Origin of the sequence: Psychrobacter frigidicola (assembly GCF_007997305.1) — a bacterium.
Lineage (GTDB): Bacteria > Pseudomonadota > Gammaproteobacteria > Pseudomonadales > Moraxellaceae > Psychrobacter > Psychrobacter frigidicola.
The window spans coordinates 36,960-58,322 of the sequence record NZ_VORZ01000005.1; the positions used below are offsets into that span (position 1 = coordinate 36,960).

The following is a 21,363-nucleotide window of genomic DNA, read 5'->3' on the forward strand; positions in this document are numbered from 1 at the left end:
TAGTCACATTCTCTAATGCTAATAATTATTTTGGTAGCCTTGATATGAATTTATTTACCACTATCCAGCAGTTTGTACCGCAGCAACAACTGAGTAAAGTAGCAGGACGCTTGGCAGCCAGTCGCCATCCACTGGTCAAGCGCGCTTTTATTCGCACTTTTGCCAAAGCTTATAATGTCAAACTGGATGAATATGAGCGGCAGAGCTTGAACGCTTATGAGAGCTTTAATGACTTTTTTACGCGTGAGCTAAAAGAGGATGCGCGTACTATTGATAATACTGCGCAAGGTGTTGTCAGTCCTGCCGATGGGGTAATCTCACAACTTGGTCAACTGCATAATAATAAGTTACTGCAAGCCAAAGGTCTCTATTATGACATCGGGCAGCTGCTCGCCAATAACGAAGATGGCAGCTATTTTGCCGATGGTAGCTTTGCCACCGTTTATCTGGCACCCAGCAATTATCATCGCGTCCATATGCCCTTTGTTGGAACGCTGATAACCACTCGCTATGTGCCCGGCACGTTATTTTCGGTGAATAACACCACTGCTGAAAACATTCCAGACTTATTTGCACGCAATGAACGTTTGGTCTGTCTGTTCGATACCGAATATGGAAAAGCAGCGGTCGTCATGGTTGGGGCAATGATTGTCGCTGGTATCGAGACGGCAGCGACTGGTAAAATAGCCCGTACTGATGAGATTCAAGAGCAAACGCACGATATGAGCTTTGCACAAGGGGATGAGCTTGGGCGTTTTTATTTGGGCTCAACAGCGATTGTCATACTACCAAAAGCAGCAAAAACAGACTGGCAAAATAGCATGACTGCCAATACTACTGTACAAATGGGTCAATTATTAGGCGTAGCAAACGCAGAATAAAACGCTCATTATGAATAAAAACAACACTAAAAATGCAGCCGCTAGTATTAAGTTACTAGCGGCTGTATTTATGATACCAGCATTTACGATATCGGCATTTACAACATCAACCGTTTTACTTCTATTTAATCAAATTACTAATGGTTTTAAAAGCAGGGTCTGCGCTACTACGGCATAGCTCGAACAAAATAGTTTCAACCGTAGTAATCACGCCACCTGCACGACGTATACGGCGCAGGGCAAGCTTTTTATCATAAGGAAAACGTGAGCCAACGGCATCAGCAATGATGACGGGCTGCATACCGTTGTCTAATAAATCAAGCGCAGTTTGTAGCACACAAACATGAGTCTCAACACCGAAAAGCAAAACAATACCACGATTCTGCTGTGCTAGATAATGCCATGAGGTATCGGTATCGCATGCGCTAAAGGTTACCTTCTCAAAACCTTTGGCGTTGCTGCCTTGTAATAATTCTTTAATCTCAGGTAAAGTATCACCCAAGCCTTTTTTATACTGCTCATTGAGCATAATAGGCACATCAAGCGCTTGCAGACCTTTAACCAAAGTCACAATTTTTTTGACGATATTTTCATGGTCATTAATATGTGGAGTCAGACGTTCTTGGACGTCAATAATCATCGCTTGGGTGTTTTCTCGGGCAATACGGTAGGTTTTATCAGAAATCATGGTCGACATAGCACACTCCTTGTACGGCTGCCAAATTGGCAATCCAAAACTGTCTTTTAGTAATCATTATTTTTTAGCAAGAGCCATCTTTTATCATTAATATTATAATAGATAGCACCGCCTTATTTAGTCATATTTTGTTCAGTGCGTCAATGAGGATAATTTCTGGTAACAACTTACAAACAGTCTTTGTTCTACCTTTTTAGTCGGACAGTGAAAAAGCCCTCAATCGTCACGACTGAGAGCTTCTTTAATGAATAAAGTTTATGACAATATCATTGAGCAATTAAAACTTATACGCGCTCAATAATCGTGGCGATACCTTGACCGAGACCAATACACATGGTGGCAAGACCAATTTCAGTATCCATTTGCTCCATAGCGTTAAGCAAGGTTACTGTGATACGTGCACCAGAACAACCTAGTGGATGACCGAGCGCAATCGCACCGCCATTAATATTAATAATATCTTGCTTATCACTTAGCCTTAAGGTTTTGATAACCGCTAAACTCTGTGCGGCAAAGGCTTCATTTAGCTCAATCGTTTGGATGTCATCAAGACTCATGCCTGCACGTTTCAATGCTTTTTGGGTGGCAGGAACGGGACCGTAACCCATGATGGCGGCGTCACAACCGGCAATAGCCATACTACGAATACGGGCGCGCGGTTTGAGACCCAACTCTTTGGCTTTTTGCGCGCTCATAATGAGCATTGCTGACGCACCATCTGATAATGCTGAAGATGTCGCTGCCGTTACTGTACCGTTTACGGGGTCAAAGGCTGGACGTAATTTTTGCATTTGCTCCATCGTCGCATCGGGGCGAATCACTTCATCAACGGTGCACAGTTGCAAGCGACCCGCTTCGTCATGACCTTCGATACCGATAATTTCATTGTCAAAACGACCTTCTAACGTCGCTGCCCATGCACGGCGATGCGACTCAAGACCAAACGCATCTTGCTCTTCGCGGCTGATGTTATTCATACGACCGAGCATTTCAGCGGTCAAGCCCATCATATTTGAGGCTTTGGCATAATGCTTAGAAGCTTCGGGATTGAGGTCGACGCCATGCATCATACCGACGTGACCCATATGCTCAACACCTCCAATAATAAAGGTATCGCCTTGATTGGTCATGATTTGCGCAGCAGCGGTATGTAGCGCCTGCATTGATGAACCGCACAGCCGGTTAACTGTTTGGCCACCAGCTGTTTTTGGAATATCAGCCAGCAAGCCAATATTACGACCGATATTCAAGCCTTGTTCTAGAGTTTGGTTAACACAGCCCCAAATGATATCTTCGACATCTTTTGGGTCAAAATCGTTACGTGCAACCAAAGCACGAACCAATTCAGCAGATAAGCTGTCGGCACGCACATGGCGGAACATACCGTTCTTAGATTTTCCCATTGCTGAGCGTACGCCATCGACGATGACCACATCTTTTGGACTTAAAGTTGTCATATTACATTCCTTTCAATTTTTTTATTGTCAGTGTCAGTACAACAATGCTCGCCTATCTAATTTAGAAGATTATTGATAATAAATAAATCATCAATCGTCTTATCGAGCATCTGTACTGCACTTCATCTTATTAATGACAGCCAATTACGCAGTTGGGTAAAAGGTCTCGCCAGCAGCAGCCATATCGCGAATCTTTTGCGGGGCTTCATAAGCTTTGCCAAGGTACGCGTATTTTTCGCATAGCGCCAAATAGTTATCTAACCCCATTTGGTCAATATAACGGCAAGGTCCGCCACGGAATGGTGGGAAACCAACGCCCATAATCATTGCCATGTCAGCCTCGCTCGGGGTATCAACGATATTGTCTTCTAAGCAACGTACGGTCTCATTACAGAAGGCCAGCATGGTGCGGTCGATAATAGCTTGGTCATCAAAGGTTTGTTTGTCGCTATCAGTGGTGTCTTTTAGCAACTCATAAGTGGCATCGTCAGCAACTTTGTTTGGCTTACCACGTTTGTCCATCTCATACTTATAGAAACCAACACCATTTTTCTGACCTAAGCGTTTGTTGTCATATAGATGTTCAATCGCACCTTTATAATCTGGTTTCATGCGATCAGGATAGCCTTCTGCCATCACTTCTGCACCATGCACGCCGGTATCTAAACCAACTACGTCGATTAGATACGCAGGACCCATTGGCCAGCCAAATTTTTCCATGACTTTATCGACATGAACGAAATCCGCGCCTTGTTTAAGTAGCAAATCAAACGCGCCAAAGTATGGGAATAGCACACGGTTGACTAAGAAACCAGGACAATCATTAACGACAACTGGCACTTTACCCATTTTAGTAGCTAAAGCAACGGTGGTAGAAATAGCTTCTTCAGAGGATTTTTCGCCACGAATGACTTCAACCAATGGCATGCGACTGACAGGGTTAAAAAAATGCATGCCAACGAAGTTCTCTGGACGTGCCAGCGCTTCGGCTAAATAAGTAATGGAAATAGTTGACGTGTTTGATGCCAAGATACAATCGTCTTTGACCAAACCTTCGACTTCTTTAAGTACCGCACGCTTCACGTTTGGATTTTCAACCACCGCTTCGATAACGATATCCGTCTCAGCAAAGTCGCCATAGTTTAGGGTTGGACGAATACGACTTAAAGTTTTGCCCATATCGGTGGCGCTGATTTTGCCGCGGTCGACCATTTTACCTAATAGTTTGCTGGCTTCACCCATACCCAAATCTAATTGCTCAGACTTGATATCTTTCATAATGATTGGCAAGCCTTTGCTGGCTGCCTGATACGCGATACCGCCGCCCATGATACCAGCGCCGAGTACTGCCGCCTCATCAATATCATGTGCTTGCTTGCTGTGTTGCTTAGCTAGTTTTTTAACCAATTGGTCATTTAAGAACAGACCAACCAAGCTTTCTGCTTGTGGCGTTTTAGCCGCTTTAGCAAAGCCCGCTGCTTCAACTTCAATGGCTTTATCACGGGGTAAATTAACGTGTTTTTCAATCGCTGCGATAGCCAATGCTGGTGCAGGATATTGCTTAGGATTGGCTTTAGCAAAAATCATCGCTTTAGCGCTACTAAATGCCATGGTTTGTTCAAGTGGGTTTAACTTGACGGGGTCAAGTTTTTCTTGACGCTTGGCTTGCCAATCAAGTTCGCCCGAAATACACTTCTTCACTAAATCAATCGCCGCATCTTGCAAGTCATCAGCAGCAACGGTCGCATCAACCAAGCCTATCTTTAAAGCATCGAGTGCTTTTTTAGGCGTGCCGGTGGCAATCAATTCAAGCGCGTTATCAATACCGATAATACGTGTGGTACGCACCGTACCACCAAAGCCGGGGAAAATACCCAGTTGGGTTTCAGGTAGACCGATAATTGCTTTTTCGCTCATGACGCGATATTCGCACACCAAGGTCATCTCACAACCGCCGCCGAGCGCTGCGCCATTAATCGCCGCAACTTTCGGAAATGGTAAATCTTCAAAGCGATTGAAGACTTCGTTAATCTCCACAATCCAGTCTTTAATATCATCTTCTGGCTGTTTAAAAGAAGCGACAAATTCTGTGATATCTGCACCAGCAATAAACACGCTTTTGCTTGAGGTGACAATCAAGCCTTTGACGTCATTGGCTTGCTCTAACGCAGTAACCGCTTCGCCAAATTGCTTATTGGTTTCCGCATCAAACTTATTCACGCTCTCATTTTCGGCGTTGTATTGCATATTGGCGATGCCGTCTTCTAGCATGCTCACCGTGATGCGATTTCCTTGGTATACCATTTGGAACTCCTTGTTATTAATAAAAAGCTATGTTTTAAAGCTATATTTGAAAGTTAAAACTTATTTATATTTTTATATGCATTTAACTGCTTAGACCATTTGACGCCAATCAGTGTAAGAGATTATGCCCCCGACTGTCAGGGGCTAAAACCATACTCATAAGTCACTATTAATCTGACGGCAGGCATTTACCTTACTGCCATTGTGCGTTACGAGACAGTTATCGTTTTTAATAACACCCTTTCAATATCTCTTTGTTAAGCTTTTATAAAAATTGACACCCATTCATCAAAACACATTCAGATGACAAGTTAAATCACCAATACGTAACCAAAACAAATGGCGCGTTAAGTGTGTCTGTAAGCCTTATTCGCTATCATGTTACACTAGCGGTATTTTTATTATTCACCTGATAAATGGTTGGGTTATGACGGTTTCCTCTGCTCCACGCTTCACTTCTTTCACCAGTTTCGAGTCTTTTTCACACGCACTACGGGTACAATTGGCGCAAGATATTGATGTATTATTTGCTTATGCTGACTTGCCCAGTCCGCTCAATGACGCCTGTCGCTATGTGATGAACGCACAAGGCAAATTGGTGCGTCCACTGTTAGTGGCAAGTAGCTTTGTAAGTGTCAATACCAGCAATAAGCAAACACCCAACAATGTGATTAATAGTGCATTTTCTGATGCCGAAGCTATTAATAGTATTGTTAAAGACAATGGTTTAGATGCGTTTTTAGATGCAGATTCGCACTTTGATATGTGTCGACGCGCAGCATTGGCGGTTGAGCTACTGCATACTTATTCATTGGTACATGATGATTTGCCGTGTATGGACGATGACGAGCTGCGACGAGGACAGCCAACCGCGCATATTGTATTTGATGAAGCGACGGCGTTATTGGCAGGGGACGTGTTACAAACGCTAGCCTTTGAAGTATTGACGGCAGAACTACCGACGTTTGCATCGTTTGATGCGCCAATAGCCAGTCAGTTATTGGCAGTATTTGCCCCGCGCGCGCGCAGAATGGTGGCAGGACAAATGCTTGATATCAATGCCGAAGCCACAAGCAACATTACCCAAAATGAGCTGGAAGACATTCACCGTGATAAAACAGGTGCGTTGATTGAAGCAGCGATATTAATGGGTGGTATTTGCGGCGGAGCGACTGCCCCACAACGCATCGCATTACAAGATTGTGCGCAACATATCGGGTTAGCATTCCAAGTTCAAGATGATATTTTAGACGTCACTGCCAGTACCGATGACTTAGGCAAGCCTGCCGGTAGCGATGAAAAATTGGATAAATCGACTTACGTCAAACTTATGGGCGTTGATGCTGCTAAAGGCTATGCTCAATCTTTATTTAATAATGGACGCGCGGCTATCATTCGTGAGCTTATTAACAATAGCGATGACGTGGATAGCGACATAAACGACATAACTGATAATGCAAAAAGCAACGCATTACTTGAACTGATTGACTGGCTGTGGTCACGAAAAAAATAGCAGTGTAAAGGATAAACACAAGACCCAAAAAAAAGGACTAAATAAGGGGGCAATAATGACGCAAGCTCAAACACAGACCAATACTCCGCGCATTTATCTTGGCACTGGCGGTTATAGCGATACCGATTTATTAGGTACGCTTTATCCAACCGGCACTAAGAAAACCGACTTCTTACGTGAGTATGCCAAGCAATATGGCGCGGTGGAAATTAACAGCACTTTTTATGCGCCTATCGGACAAAAGGCTTTTGCTGGTATGGTCAATAAAGCTTACGTCCAAGCCGAAAGTGAATTGCAATTTGCGGTCAAGCTGCATCAAGATTTTACTCACGCGCGCAAAGGCAGTCCTGAACACGCACAGTCGTTTCTCACTGCCTTAACGCCATTAATAGAAGCCAACTGCCTAGCACCTTTATTATTACAGTTCCCACATGGCTTTGATCGTACTCGCGATAATCGGCTGTATTTAGCCAATCTCGTCAGTTGGTTTAAAGATTATCCTTTAACAGTAGAATTCCGTCATGCCAGCTGGCATAACTCACAAGTGGTCGATAGCTTTCGTGAGCAAGGTCTGATTTGGTGTAGCGTCGATTATCCCAAAGTAAGTGGTCTACCGCCATCACGGCTGATATTTACTCAGCGCACTGGCTATCTAAGGATGCATGGTAATAACCTAAACTGGTGGGATGCGATGAGTGCGGCTGACCGTCATGATTATCGCTATAGTGAAGCGGAGATGCAGAGCTGGGCACAAGCGATTGCCAATCAGCGTCAGCATTTTGATAGGTTATATATCTTCTTTCAAAACACCGTCAATGCGCATGCTTATTATAATATTGCTATGCTGCGAGAGGCGTTGGGTCAGTTTGGATTTGAGGTGTTGTAAATTTCAACCAAGCCTAATAATGTTTAAATAATTTTAAACTCTACCTACCTAAGGGAAAATACATGAACCCAGATATATTCATTGATGATTTTGAGCTAACTGAAAACACTGAAGAGTTACATGCGATTTTAGGGCGTTGTATTATTATAGCGACAAGGTTTGATAGCCTGTGCGACCATGGTTCAAAGTTTATAAAAATAAGAAAAGCTCATAAAGAATTATCTGATAATGAATTTGCAGCATTCACTACCTCTCTATTTGATAAGTTCCCAAATTTGAATAACAATATTAATTTTTTACCAGTTGGAAAAACCGCTAAAGATGTACTTCATGCAGCACGTGAAGCTCGGAATGAAGTCGCCCATAGTCTTTCAATTGGTATGATTGGTTGCTTAGACATAAGAATAGACGAAAGTGCTTTCAAGCTACAAGTTTCTTCATTAATCACGCAGATTGCCGCTGGAGATTATTTAATCTCAACTATAATTTCTCTCTTGAATAAAGAAGCTTTACCTAATTACACAGAAGATTATTATAAACAGAAAATCACTAAATGGGTTTTTGGAAAATAATTAATTAAACCAAAAAAAGAACGCCTCTCAGCGTCCTTTTTTATTAATCAAATACTTAGTGGTTAAAGATTACTCTTCAACACCAGCATCTTGACCTTGATATTTTGCGTTTGCGTAGTCCCAGTTCACTAGTTTGTCTAGGAACGTATCAACATACTCAGGACGACGATTGCGATAGTCGATATAGTACGCATGTTCCCACACGTCACAAGTCAATACCGCTACTTGACCATGCGCTAATGGCGTATCAGCGTTAGCAGTTTTAGCGATTGATAGTGTGCCGCCAACTTTATCAGCAACCAACCAAGCCCAACCTGAACCAAACTGAGTCATTGCTGCGTTTTTGAACTCTTCACGGAATTTATCATAGCTACCAAAGGCTTCTTCAATTTTGCCTTTTAGATCGCCAGTAGGTTCGCCGCCGCCATTAGTAGGCGTCATGCAGTTCCAATAGAACGTGTGGTTCCACACTTGCGCTGCTTGGTTGAACATACCTTGTTTGCTGTCGTCTTTAGCCGTCGCTACAATGATTTCTGACAAGGTTTTGTCTTCAAGACCAGAACCTGGTAGCAACTCATTCAATTTATTCACATACGCCGCATGATGCTTATCATGGTGAAATTCTAATGTTTCAGCACTGATATGTGGCTCAAGCGCGTCTTTTGCATAAGGTAGATCTGGTAAATTAATTTTTGACATAGTTATTTTATCCTTGCTGTTTTAGCCGTTAATTTTATATCTCAATCATGCATCTATATTAAACCATACCTACCTCAAACTTTACAGACAACGCAGACGTTACCGCGATATCCTCAAGCATCAGTTATCGAGCATTGTTTAAACGTATGATTATAAATTTTTGGACTAAGTTGGCTGAGTTTATTGTTAATTAGAATTATTGCTCAATGCGCTACTGCGAACCATTATGCACTCAGAATTTAGCATTATATTACTGTCAGCTTGTTCATACTGACTCATAAATATCGATGCTAAATTATTGTTAATTTTAAATACATAACTTGTCAGTTATAATTCACTGTAGCTTGGTGTCTATTATAGCAACAATAGCGCTTAATATCAGTTACCGAATGTTATGGCACGCAATTACTGTCTACTAGCCTTGTAATGACTCAGCGAATACTCAATCTATGTGATTGAGCAGCTTCTAACTTAACACTGTATAAAATTTAGCAGCGTATCACTTTAACACTAAGTATTAATTTAAAATCCTGTAATAATGGACGTAACTTATGAGCGACTTTCAATCTCAACCTTTATCAGATAATGTATCGCAAGCCGACTGGGTTCTTGCCAGCAATAATAAAGGCAAACTTGTAGAGTTTAAAAGACTGTTTACTGAGGCCAATTTAGACGTTACGATTGTCCCGCAAGGCCAGCTGAATATAGAAGACGCTATTGAAGACGGCCTAAGCTTCGTTGAAAACGCTGTTATTAAAGCCCGCCATGCCAGCCGTATTAGTGGCCTACCTGCTATCGCTGATGATTCAGGTCTTTGTGTGCCGGCTCTAGGCAATGCGCCCGGTATCTACTCAGCGCGCTATGCTGGCGAGCACGGTAATGATGATCTGAACAATGCAAAGCTCATTGCTGACTTACACCCTATCCGTGCCCAGCAGCCTGACGCCCCTATTGAAGGGTTATTCGTGTGTGTACTGGCCATGGTTCGTCATGCCGATGATCCACTACCGATTATCGCTCAAGGTTTGTGGCAAGGTGAAATCTTAGACAAAGCGCATGGTGATGGCGGCTTTGGTTATGATCCCCTATTCTGGTTACCAAAGTTGCAAGCAACCGCTGCCAGCTTGAGCGCCACTGATAAAAACCAAGTCAGTCATCGCGGCCAAGCCATTCGTCAGTTGTTGGCGCAGTTATAAGTACTAATTTAACTGACTAGTTCAATATATAGTTATCAATGTCATTAAAGGTAGCTGCCAAATAGCAGTTATTATGCCATTTATAGCCGTTATGCAGGTAAATTGGCATCATTGATTAACTATCGGACGTAAAACAGATAATTTTTACTTTAATTAGCAGATAGATTATACTGGCGTACTTTTAAAATTTTATTGAAAACCCCTATTCATTCCATGGCAATCAGCTGTAACGTACATATATTTTGAGGGCTTGATTGCCAGCTATTTTAATCCTAAAGGTGTAATCAACATGGCTACAGATTTACAAATCACAACCAACAAGCTGTCTAATAAAGAGACTCAGCTGACAGTTAAAGTACCCGTCGAAAAGATTCAAAACAAAGTCGAAGGCCGTATTCGTCAAGTCGCAAAAACGGCTAAAATTGATGGTTTCCGTAAAGGTAACGTCCCTATGTCACATATCCGCGCCCAATACGGTGCTGGTATTCAACAAGAAGTGATCAATGACGTAATCCGCGATACCGTATTTGAAGCCATTAAAGCGGAAGATATCCGTGCCGTTGGCATGCCTAATATCGATGATGTTAAACTTGAAGACGACTTCTTGGTGTATCAAGCAACGGTTGAAATCTTCCCAGAAGTTGATGTTCAAGGTATTAATGAGATCGAAGTTGAGCGTCATACTGCGACGGTTAACGAAGCAGACGTTGACACCATGATTGAAAACTTGCAAAAGCAACGTGAAGAATTTGTTGAGAAGAAAGGTAAAGCGGACAAAGACAATCAGGTTACCTTTGACTTTGAAGGCTCAATCGATGGCGAAAAATTCGATGGCGGTTCATCTGAGGACTTCAAACTGGTTATCGGTAGCAACCAGATGATTCCAGGCTTTGAAGATGGCATCAAAGGCATGAAAGCTGGCGAAGAAAAAACGATTGAAGTAACCTTCCCAGAAGATTACCAAGCTGAAGAATTGGCTGGTAAAGCGGCACAGTTTAAAATCAATGTGAAGTTAGTTGAAAAATCAAAACTACCTGAAATCAACGACGAGTTCCTTGAGTTATTCGGCGTAAAAGAAGGTGGCGTTGAGAAGCTAAAAGACGACGTTCGTAAGAATATGGAACGCGAAATCAAAAATGCTGCGCGTAGCCAAGTTAAACAAGCGACATTTGATGCCTTGTTAGAAAAGAACGAGTTTGACGTACCAAGCGCGATGCTAGAGCAAGAAATCGACCGTCAACGTAGCATGATGATGCAACGCTTTGCACAACAATTCGGCTCAAACGCGGACAGCTTCGATAAAGACATGCTACCCAATGAGCTGTTTGAAGAACAAGCGTTACGTGCTGCCCGTCTTGGCATCATCGTTGCTCGTGTTATCGATACCAAAGGTTTAGAAGTGGATCAAGATCGTGTTGAAGCCTTCATTAAAGAATCTTCAGAAAACTACGAAGATCCAGCTGAAGTTATCGAGTACTACACCAATGACAAGCAACAGCGTGCGAACATTGAGTCAGTCGTTCTAGAAGATCAAGTCGTTGACTATTTAATTGAGCAAGGTACAGTCACTGACAAAGAAGTCAGCTACCAAGACTTGTTAGCCGCTCAGCAACAACAGCAACAAGCGATGTAATTTAGCGCTTTAGTGCTCCTTAATAAAGCTGTCTACTAAAACGATAATTAAAGTGCCCTAACATACCTTGTTGGGGCATTTTTATTGATGGTTTATGTGCTTAGCCCTTGATTAATGAGCGCAGACGCCTTATCAATAGGGAAACATTTATTATTTGTCACATTAAAACCTTACTCTTACAACCTTAAAAAAGTTACTATTACTGCAATTATTCTTAGCAACCTCTCGTTAGTATTGTTGAAAATTATCGTCAATAATAATGAGCTGTGTTGAGTATTGAACCGCTAACTTATTTTCACAATTTTACTTTACGCTTTTATTTATAGGATATCTCTATGACAGATTATGATCGCATCACTACCAACCCGCATTTTGATATGCTGATGAGTGCTCACAATGCTCAGGGCGCACATGATACTCAAAGCTTGAATATTCAAAGCGCACCCCAAGGCGCATTAGTTCCAATGGTAGTTGAACAATCTTCGCGCGGTGAACGCTCGTTTGATATCTTTTCGCGCCTACTGCGTGAGCGGGTTATCTTTTTGACCGGACAAGTCGAAGATCATATGGCGAACCTTATTGTGGCGCAGCTCCTGTTCTTAGAAGCTGAAAACCCTGATAAAGACATTCATTTATATATCAATTCACCAGGCGGTTCTGTTAGTGCGGGTTTGGCCATTTTCGATACTATGAACTTCATTAAACCTGACGTGTCTACTATTTGTATGGGCGGTGCTTATAGCATGGGCTCTTTCCTGTTAGCCGCTGGACAACGAGGCAAACGTTATGCACTCGCTAACGCACGCGTCATGATTCACCAGCCTTCAGGTGGTGCCCAAGGTCAAGCGTCTGATATCGAGATTAATGCACGTGAAATCTTAAAAACCCGTGCCCGCTTAAATGAGATTTTGGCTGAACGTACTGGTCAACCGGTCGAGAAAATTGAGAAAGACGTTGAGCGTGACTATTGGTTAGATGCAAAAGAAGCGAAAGAATATGGTCTCATTGATGAAGTGTTAGAGCGTCGTCCTGCATCTTTATAAGTACGCTTATGAAGAACAGTTATAACAACCCTCTATAGCGCTCACAATGTCACTCAGTATTTGGGTGACATCTCGTCTATTTATAAGCTTTAAAATTTTTTAGGAGTGCCTTTGTATGGCAGAAGACAACACCCCGCAGTGCTCGTTTTGCGGCAAAGCCAAGAGCGAAGTTAAACAGCTCATCGCAGCTGACGATGCCAATATTTGTAATGAATGCATTGAGCTATGTACGGATCTGATTGCTGATAGTGCTACCAGTGATGATGACTCTGATAGCGAGCTTGATACCTCTTGGGTCAATAAAAAGCTACCGACGCCAAAAGAGTTGCGTGCCAAGCTTGATGAGTATGTCATCGGACAAGATGCTGCTAAGAAAGCTTTAGCTGTTGCAGTTTATAACCATTATAAACGCCTAAAAGTCAGCCAAACATTTGCTAATGACCGCAAAAAAGCTAAGATTGGTGCGGATGATGCGATGGTTGAGCTGTCAAAAAGCAATATCTTGCTGATAGGCCCGACAGGTTCTGGCAAAACTTTGTTAGCCCAAACGTTAGCGCGCTTGCTTGATGTGCCGTTTGCGATGGCTGATGCCACTACCTTAACCGAAGCCGGTTATGTGGGTGAAGACGTTGAAAACATTGTACAAAAGCTACTGCAAGCATCTGATTATGATGTCAGCAAAGCCGAGCAAGGTATCATTTATATTGATGAGATTGATAAAATCAGTAAAAAAGGTGATAACCCCTCTATTACCCGTGATGTATCAGGCGAAGGCGTTCAGCAAGCATTACTGAAGCTTATCGAAGGTACAGTTGCGGCTATTCCACCGCACGGTGGACGTAAGCATCCACAGCAAGAGCTGATTCAAGTTGATACCAGTAATATCCTTATCATCGTTGGTGGTGCCTTTGCTGGTCTGGATAAAGTGATTCAGCAACGTACTGAAAAAACAGGTATTGGCTTTAACGCTGATGTCAGCTCAAAAGATGACAGCCGTCGCAGCTCAGAATTGCTACAGTCGGTTGAGCCTGAGGATTTAATTAAGTTTGGTCTGATTCCTGAGCTTATCGGTCGCCTACCTGTCCTAGCTGCCCTACAAGAGCTAGATGAAGAAGCGTTAGTCCAGATATTAACTGAACCTAAAAATGCGCTTGTGAAGCAGTATAAATATCTGTTCGATATGGAAGGCGCAGAGATTACCTTCACTAAAGAAGCGTTGGATGCGATTGCTAAAAAAGCGATGGCACGCAAAACGGGTGCGCGTGGTTTGCGTTCTATCGTTGAGAACGTTTTATTAGAGACGATGTATGAGCTGCCATCAATGGAAAATGCTAAATTAATCACCGTTGATGAACAAGTAATTAATGAAGGAAAAACACCTGAAATAACTTTCTCTAAAGAAGGCTCAGAGCAGATAGCTGTGGACTTTTAAGGCGTCTTATTGGTTTTAGTAGAAAAATAGCGTCTAGTGTAAATCATGCTAGACGCTATTTTTATGTCTACTGACTTATTGTTTGCAAAACCACGGTTGTAAAGTACATGTTTGGAGCGGTAGTTATAAAATGACAACAGCGTCTATAAATGACGGTCAAGACTGATATTAAATTATGCTAAGGTGTAAAGAATCGTTTACAACCAATGATACAAAGGACTGTTTATCATGATGACTGCTATGACTGATGCGCTGCGTCAGCATCTTCCTTTTTCTAAGAACAAAACCTCTCTGAACAATTCTTATCCAGATACTACTCAAGATGAAGATATTGCCTCTTACTACGTTAGCCATGTGGCTGCAGTTACCGGTGCAGGCTCTGGTATGGGACGCGAACTTGCCTGCCATTTAGCCAAACTTGGCTGTCACTTGGCACTATCTGATATCAATACTGAGGAGCTTGAAAAAACGCAAGAGTTACTTGTAGGCTACAATGTCAAAGTGACTACTACAGTGCTAGATGTTGCTAATAAAGACGCTGTCTATGCGTGGGCGGATAATGTTATGACGGACCACGGTAAGGTGAACTTTATCTTTAATAATGCTGGCGTTGCGTTTTATTCCACGGTCGAAGGGAGCAGTATTAGCGAGCTGGAATGGGTCATGGATATTAATTTTTGGGGTGTAGTCTACGGTACCAAAGCGTTTTTACCACTGATCAAAAACAGCGTGAAACAAAGTAAAAATAATGATGTCACAGACAATGGTCATGTGATTAATATCTCAAGCCTGTTTGGACTGATTGCGCAACCATCACAATCTATTTATAACGCCAGTAAATTTGCGGTACGCGGATTCACTGAAAGTCTGCGTCAAGAATTGGATATTCAACGTTGCGGAGTCTCTGCAACTTGCATTCATCCAGGCGGTATTAAGACCAATATCGCTAATAGTGCACGCGGCAATGATAGCTTAAGCGAGCTTGGTATGCGCTCAGGTAGCAGTGCTATTAAAAGTTTTAATAAGTTTTTACGTTTTGATGCTAAAGAGGCAGCATGGATTATTTTACAAGCTGCCGCAACCGATCAACGGCGCTGTTTGATTAGCAATGACGCTAAGATAATGGATGCGGTACAACGTGTTTTCCCCAATCACTATAGTAATATTTTGTACCGCGCCACTAAACTAACACGCACACTAAAACCCAAACACCATAACAAAACCAGCCCGACTGAAACTACATCTACATCCTAAAAATCTCGCATGATGCTAGAAATAAAAAGGGTTTAAACATTATTTATGTTTAAACCCTTTTTATTTCTATTAAGAAAAGTAGTGTATTACTCTACTTACGCGCCAAATTTGTTACATGAATGACGACTTAAACTAAGTTTGCCACCGCTTTAAGATGAGGTATTTGGTATACTCATGTTACTGATACCTTACTAATTGCTAACGCGATTTAAATTTGCTCTTATTTAAATGGACAAGCAGCAAGTTTCTACTAAATACTGGCCATTGTTTATTTAAACTAAGCATTTTATTATTGAATATTTATCAAATTATTGTATTTATCTATTTACCTGTCTAATTATATGACAGCTATTAAAAGGGCACTATTCAAATCAGGGTATTTCCACCGCCATTTTTTATCTGTTTTTATTTGCACAGTACAGGTAGTATGCGCTTTAACATAGCACATAAATACAACTTCACATATTATTTTTTATAATAAGGATATGCCAATGACAAACTTTCCAGCACCCAAACCTTCTGTCCTTATGGCAGCTATTTTTGCAATCAGTGCAGTCGCTGTTACTGGCTGTAGCAGCGACAAAGACACCAAAGCGATTGACCGTGTGGAAGAAGCCGCATCGCTTGCGAGAGTTCAAGCACTTGAAGCGCGCGCAACAGAGCTCAAAGGCAATATGCCAGTGGCTACAGAGGGTAGTGCGAGTGCGGACGGAGCCGCGTCAGCAAGCGCCAAACCTAGCATTAAGATGCCTGACGAATCAACTATTCCAGATGATGAGTACGGGGCTGCGGTACGTCGCGGCTTACAAATTGCTAATCATACCTATAAAGAGTTGCCAAATAATGTGGGTAACCAACTCAACTGTACCAGCTGTCATTTGGGTAATGGTTCAGAAGCATATGCAGCACCTTGGAACAATATAACCAGTATTTATCCGGTTTATCGATCGCGTGCTGGCCGTATAAATGTGATACAAGAGCGGATCAATGGTTGTTTTGAGCGCTCAATGAATGGTAAAGCGCTTGATCTCGGTTCAGATGATATGAACGCGATGGTGTCTTATATGAGCTGGCTGTCAAAAGATTTGCCCTTTGGCGTCTCACCAGAAGGTCGCGGGTTTGTCAAAGTTGATAAGAGTTTAAAGCCAAATACTGATAACGGTAAAAAGCTATTTGCTGAGAAATGTACCGTTTGTCATGGTGCTGAAGGTGAAGGCCAATATAATGATGATGGTAGCTATGTGTATCCAGCAGTTGCCGGCGACAAGTCATTCAACGATGGCGCTGGCATGGCGCGTACGTACACAGCTGCCTCATTTATTAAAGGTAAAATGCCCTTTGGTCAAGGAAATTCGCTAAGTGATCAAGAAGCGGTTGATATTGCCGGCTACTTTACTCACTTACCACGTCCTGTAAAAGCCAATAAAGATAAAGATTGGCCCAACGGCGACGCGCCGAAAGACGTTCGTCGCTAGTCTTAATATCTTAATTTCTATTATTAAAAAAGCCTAGCTATTTTAAACAGCTGGGCTTTTTTTTGGTAATTAATGACTGTGATTTTAAGCACTAACTTAAGGCAGCTTCATATCGCCCTCAACCAGCCAGCCCGCACGGCGCATCGCAAATGCTACTAACCAAGCAATAATAGCGGGTAATATGAACATTAATAAAATAATCGCGGTCCACAGCTGGGAGCTGCTCATAATTCCTTGCGACGCTTCAATAACGCCAAATACGCCAACCAATCCTGCCGTACCCATACCTGCTCCCGTTGCCGTACATGCCAACCCGAAACCTACGGTTGCAATAGGACCGACAATCGCACTGGCTACCACGGCTGGTAATAAAATCAGTGGCTTTTTGAGTACATTTGGAATTTGTAACATGCTGGTCCCCAGTCCTTGGGAGATCACGCCACTAACCCCATTGTCTTTATAACTGGCTACGGCAAAGCCAATCATATGTGCCGCGCAGCCAACGACAGCGGCTCCGCCCGCCACGCCACCAAGACCAATTGCAATACAAATTGCCGCACTGGATGTCGGCATCGTTAGTAAAATGCCGACCACAACTGCAATTACAATACCCATTAATAATGGCTGAAGCGTAGTTGCTGCTTGAATCCCTTGCCCGATAGCATTGACAGCAGCAACCACGGACGGATTCAGCAGCGCACAAACCGCTAAAGCTACCGCGCAGACCACTAAGGGCACTAGCAAAATATCGAGTTTAGTCTTGCCAGCGACCCATGTGCCCGCACGATAAGCAAACACTGAGGTCAAATAAGCGCCGATCGGATTACCCGGTAAGGCGACAAACGTTGCAGGTCCTGCTTCTTGTGGGATAAATAATGTCCCTGCCATTAGCGCCTCAGAATGGGCACCGAGCATCCCTGCTACCAAGCAGCTCAGCGTCACCAATGTCGGCGCTTTTAGATAATAAGCAATGCCAACTCCGATACCTGCCCCCATCAATACCGAAGCCAGTTTACCAACCGCTACCAAGGCTGGTAGATTTACCCAGCCGCCGATTTGCGAGATGATAAGTCCTGCAATTAAGGTAACAAATAGCCCCAGCGCCATGCCAGTAAAGGCATCAATAAAATATTTTTGAAAAAACGCTTTGATAGCGCTTGGCGGTGTCAAGGTTGGATTAGATACAGTCATGATGATGCTCTTGTTTAGGTTTTGAACAACAGGCAGTATACAAAGTAGCGTGATGAGGAGATAAACAACGCACATAAAAAAAGCGTCTTTATGTGACGCTTTTTTTATCAAATAATGCAGTACCAGTCAAAAGCTTTAACGGCGCTGCTCAACGATAATAGAATCAATACCATTATTTTGCAGACGTTGCTGCGCGGTAGTGACGGACTGGCGGTTATTCATTGGTCGTGAGATGACTTGATAAATAGGCGCGCCATTGGGAGTGGCATTCTTGACTACTTTAGCATCAACACCCGCCATCAAAACTTGGGCGCGCCGGCGGTCAGCTTCGTCCGCATTGCCAAAGCTGTTAATTTGTAAAATATAAGTCGTTGCAGGCTGAGCCTTTTGTACGCTTACTGATCCTGCACTATTAGTTCTACCTTGAGAGCCACTGTTATTGCTGCTAGTAGTCGGTGCTCCGTCGTAGGTAGCGTCTTCTTCAACAATGACAATATTATCATCACTATTGCTATTAGTCGTATTATTGCCACGGCTTGGCTCAATCACTGTGTTTTCAGAAATACCAAAGTTGCCACTGTCTTCATTGCGATTGCCTTCAGACTGGCGAATCACCACATCTGGCTCAAAGTCGCTGACATTACCTACCGGATTGTCTTCTGCCACCCCGAGATCTTCATCAGGAATCGTCGGCATTTCTTGACTGGGTAAAATATCATAAAACTCATAATCACTATTATCAGTGTCGGTATTAACGCGGGGCTGGACTTGCTTATTAGGATCCGATACCGTTTTGTCGGCAGGGCTAAAATCAAACAAGGGCGATAGGTACAAAAACACCCCTATCATTAATGTCAGTACTGCACCGACGAACATCCATAGTAAGCCTGATACGCTACTGGTCTTGCGCTTTTCAGTGGCACCTTTGGGTTTTTTGGCTAACATGGAACATATTCTCCCTACCGAATCTATCAATAATAATGCGCTGTTTTTATAACCGAGACTATAGTAACCAGCGTTTGTCGTTTGTATATGCCACTAAATATGACCGTAGCGCTGCTATAGTCATAGTCGGGTACTTAAGAATGTACCCTACATGCTAGATGGCGCTGATAATCCCAATAAACCCAGACCATTAGCCAACACCTGCCGTACCGCTTTTGATAAGCGTAGCCGCGCTTGCATCATATCTAACTCATCTTGGCTTGGGGTTTCGCCTGACGTTAGACTGACTGGCAAAATACGGTTGGTGTCATACCAGCCATGAAATAGTGCGGCCAACTCTTTTAGGTAATTAGTCAACACGTGCGGCTCATAGCCAGTCGCTGCCCGTAGTAAAGTAGCAGGATATGCAGCAAGTAGTTTAATAACTTCCTCTTCAGCAGGTGCAATCAGCAAGTGTTGCTGTTGCGCACCGATAGCATCATCGACACGGAGACCACTAGCGGCTAGTTTTTCTAGTACGCGGCAAACGCGCGCATGAGCATACTGAATATAATAAACTAGATTGTCTTTGCTTTGCGATTTGGCAAGCTCTAAGTCAAAGTCAACATGCACTTCAGGCTTACGCGCTACATAATAAAAACGTGCGGCATCATTGCCTACTTCCTGACGCAATTCGCGCAAGGTAACAAATTTACCTGAGCGTGAAGACATCTGTACCTTTTCATCGCCACGCCATAACGCTACAAATTGTACCAATACCACATCAAGGCGATCGGCATCAATGCCCAGCGCTAATAATGCTGCTCTGACGCGTGGCACATAACCGTGATGGTCTGCACCCCAAACATTAACCACTTTATCAAAACCACGGTCGAACTTATTCTTATGATAGGCAATGTCTGAGGCAAAATAAGTACTTTGACCATTGGCACGACGCACGACGCGGTCTTTTTCATCGCCAAAGTCAGTCGATTTAAACCAAATATTCCCGTCTTTTTCGTACAAGAAGCCTTTATCATCCAATATTTGTAATACTGGCTCAATCTCAGCATCAATAGACTTTTCGCTGAACCAACATTCATAACGTACCCCAAAATCATTGAGGTCATCTTTGATATCTGCCAAAATGCTGGTCAGCGCTGCATTCAAAAACAGCTCATAACCATCACCAAGCAAGGTTTTACTATTAGCGATTAAGCCATCAATATGTGCTTCTTTATCACCCGATAGCAGTACCTTTTCGCCATCGGCATTAATTTCAAACTGTGCATCCGCTGCAACAGCATTGGCAATTTGTGCAAATGGATGTACATAGCTATTACTATGCTGAGTTTTCACCGTTTCTGCAATGTCGCGTACATAGTCGCCCTGATAGCCATTAACAGGGAATACAACCATTTCGCCATTGGCCTCTAAATAACGCAAATAGGTGCTGGTCGCTAAAATATCCATCTGCCGACCGGCATCATTCACGTAGTACTCACGGGTAACGTCGTAACCAACCGCTTCTAATAAGTTGGACACACTCATACCAAATGCGGCACCGCGCCCGTGCCCGACGTGTAAACTAGATGTTGGATTGGCTGATACAAACTCAACTTGGACTTTTTGTCCGTCAAATTGCTTGCTTAAACCAAAGCTTTCTTGCTGGTTAAAAATATCATCTAATACGGCAAATTTTGCTTCGGCATTCAAAAATACGTTAATAAAACCAGGGCCAGCGATATCAACTTGGCGGATATCTTTATTTTCAGGTAGCGCATTAACGATTTTTTCTGCCAACGCGCGCGGATTGGTTTTTGCCGCTTTAGCTGCTGTCATCGCAATATTACTCGCAAAATCGCCATGACTGGCATCTTTAGTACGGGTAATCTGGCTATTGTTTTGCCAGTCGGCGGGTAACGCCCCTTCATTTTTTAAAACGTCAATAGCATCGTCAAATAGCGAAGCTAACGTATCAATTTGGGCTTGTGACATAAGATTATAAACTCAGATAAATAACACGAAAAGATAAGTAACCTGTAAATATAACAACCTTTACACTGCATTGCACTATTTGCGCTGAAAATAGACTTAAAACTCTTATCTTAATGATAGTTGCTAGCTCTACAACTAGTATTTACTAAAAAACAGCTAGAGAGTTTCTTGGATGACTTATAGCAGCGCCGACATTATAACTAACAGT

Annotated in this window: 17 protein-coding genes; 10 read left to right on the plus strand and 7 right to left on the minus strand. The window is 42.8% G+C overall.

Annotated features, from left to right (window positions below):
* Positions 1–44: 44 nt before the first annotated feature.
* A complete protein-coding gene (gene asd / locus ES754_RS11835; RefSeq protein ID WP_147224409.1) occupies positions 45–881 on the plus strand; it encodes an archaetidylserine decarboxylase in 837 nt (278 codons plus the stop codon).
* Between the two features lie 121 nt (positions 882–1,002).
* Here the strand turns inward: asd and ES754_RS11840 are convergent, their stop codons facing one another.
* From ES754_RS11840 to fadB, 3 genes are all read right to left on the minus strand, one after another.
* Positions 1,003–1,578 (minus strand): isochorismatase family protein, encoded by a 576-nt coding sequence (locus ES754_RS11840; RefSeq protein WP_147224410.1) that lies wholly within the window; start codon positions 1,576–1,578, stop codon positions 1,003–1,005.
* A gap of 284 nt (positions 1,579–1,862) precedes the next feature.
* The gene (gene fadA, locus ES754_RS11845; protein ID WP_147224411.1) at positions 1,863–3,035 is read right to left on the minus strand and encodes an acetyl-CoA C-acyltransferase FadA; all 1,173 of its coding nucleotides are present in this window, start codon (positions 3,033–3,035) and stop codon (positions 1,863–1,865) included.
* 144 nt (positions 3,036–3,179) lie between these two features.
* Positions 3,180–5,339, minus strand: coding sequence for a fatty acid oxidation complex subunit alpha FadB (gene fadB, locus ES754_RS11850; protein WP_147224412.1), 2,160 nt, complete (start codon positions 5,337–5,339; stop codon positions 3,180–3,182).
* Between the two features lie 427 nt (positions 5,340–5,766).
* Here fadB and ES754_RS11855 point away from each other — a divergent pair, with 427 nt between their 5' ends.
* From ES754_RS11855 to ES754_RS11865, 3 genes are all read left to right on the plus strand, one after another.
* Entirely contained in the window at positions 5,767–6,852 is a 1,086-nt protein-coding gene (locus ES754_RS11855) for a polyprenyl synthetase family protein (RefSeq protein WP_147224413.1), read from the plus strand.
* A 55-nt stretch (positions 6,853–6,907) separates the two neighbouring features.
* Positions 6,908–7,738 carry a DUF72 domain-containing protein gene (locus ES754_RS11860; RefSeq protein WP_147224414.1) on the plus strand — a complete coding sequence of 277 codons (831 nt, stop codon included), beginning with the start codon at positions 6,908–6,910 and terminating at the stop codon, positions 7,736–7,738.
* Between the two features lie 62 nt (positions 7,739–7,800).
* Positions 7,801–8,310 (plus strand): hypothetical protein, encoded by a 510-nt coding sequence (locus ES754_RS11865; protein ID WP_147224415.1) that lies wholly within the window; start codon positions 7,801–7,803, stop codon positions 8,308–8,310.
* 69 nt (positions 8,311–8,379) lie between these two features.
* On the opposite strand, the gene ES754_RS11870 is transcribed toward ES754_RS11865, so the two are convergent.
* Positions 8,380–9,009 (minus strand): superoxide dismutase, encoded by a 630-nt coding sequence (locus ES754_RS11870; protein ID WP_147224416.1) that lies wholly within the window; start codon positions 9,007–9,009, stop codon positions 8,380–8,382.
* Positions 9,010–9,560: 551 nt separating this feature from the next.
* Here ES754_RS11870 and rdgB point away from each other — a divergent pair.
* From rdgB to ES754_RS11900, 6 genes are all read left to right on the plus strand, one after another.
* Positions 9,561–10,205, plus strand: coding sequence for an RdgB/HAM1 family non-canonical purine NTP pyrophosphatase (gene rdgB, locus ES754_RS11875; RefSeq protein ID WP_147224417.1), 645 nt, complete (start codon positions 9,561–9,563; stop codon positions 10,203–10,205).
* Positions 10,206–10,494: 289 nt separating this feature from the next.
* Complete coding sequence (gene tig / locus ES754_RS11880) at positions 10,495–11,838, plus strand: trigger factor (protein ID WP_147224418.1); 1,344 nt, start codon at positions 10,495–10,497, stop codon at positions 11,836–11,838.
* Between the two features lie 383 nt (positions 11,839–12,221).
* Positions 12,222–12,881, plus strand: coding sequence for an ATP-dependent Clp endopeptidase proteolytic subunit ClpP (clpP, locus tag ES754_RS11885; RefSeq protein WP_420825351.1), 660 nt, complete (start codon positions 12,222–12,224; stop codon positions 12,879–12,881).
* A gap of 115 nt (positions 12,882–12,996) precedes the next feature.
* Positions 12,997–14,313 carry an ATP-dependent Clp protease ATP-binding subunit ClpX gene (gene clpX / locus ES754_RS11890; RefSeq protein WP_147224420.1) on the plus strand — a complete coding sequence of 439 codons (1,317 nt, stop codon included), beginning with the start codon at positions 12,997–12,999 and terminating at the stop codon, positions 14,311–14,313.
* A gap of 228 nt (positions 14,314–14,541) precedes the next feature.
* Positions 14,542–15,567 (plus strand): SDR family NAD(P)-dependent oxidoreductase, encoded by a 1,026-nt coding sequence (locus tag ES754_RS11895; RefSeq protein WP_227677838.1) that lies wholly within the window; start codon positions 14,542–14,544, stop codon positions 15,565–15,567.
* 491 nt (positions 15,568–16,058) lie between these two features.
* Positions 16,059–17,042: a c-type cytochrome gene (locus ES754_RS11900; RefSeq protein WP_147224421.1), complete on the plus strand. Its 984-nt coding sequence runs from the start codon at positions 16,059–16,061 to the stop codon at positions 17,040–17,042.
* Positions 17,043–17,138: 96 nt separating this feature from the next.
* Here the strand turns inward: ES754_RS11900 and ES754_RS11905 are convergent, their stop codons facing one another.
* The 3 genes from ES754_RS11905 to argS all read right to left on the minus strand — a co-directional run bounded on the left by ES754_RS11905 (position 17,139) and on the right by argS (position 21,155).
* Positions 17,139–18,233 carry a PTS sugar transporter subunit IIC gene (locus ES754_RS11905; protein WP_147224422.1) on the minus strand — a complete coding sequence of 365 codons (1,095 nt, stop codon included), beginning with the start codon at positions 18,231–18,233 and terminating at the stop codon, positions 17,139–17,141.
* 135 nt (positions 18,234–18,368) lie between these two features.
* Positions 18,369–19,178 carry an SPOR domain-containing protein gene (locus ES754_RS11910; RefSeq protein WP_147224423.1) on the minus strand — a complete coding sequence of 270 codons (810 nt, stop codon included), beginning with the start codon at positions 19,176–19,178 and terminating at the stop codon, positions 18,369–18,371.
* A 147-nt stretch (positions 19,179–19,325) separates the two neighbouring features.
* Positions 19,326–21,155 (minus strand): arginine--tRNA ligase, encoded by a 1,830-nt coding sequence (gene argS, locus ES754_RS11915; protein ID WP_147224424.1) that lies wholly within the window; start codon positions 21,153–21,155, stop codon positions 19,326–19,328.
* Positions 21,156–21,363 lie beyond the last annotated feature (208 nt).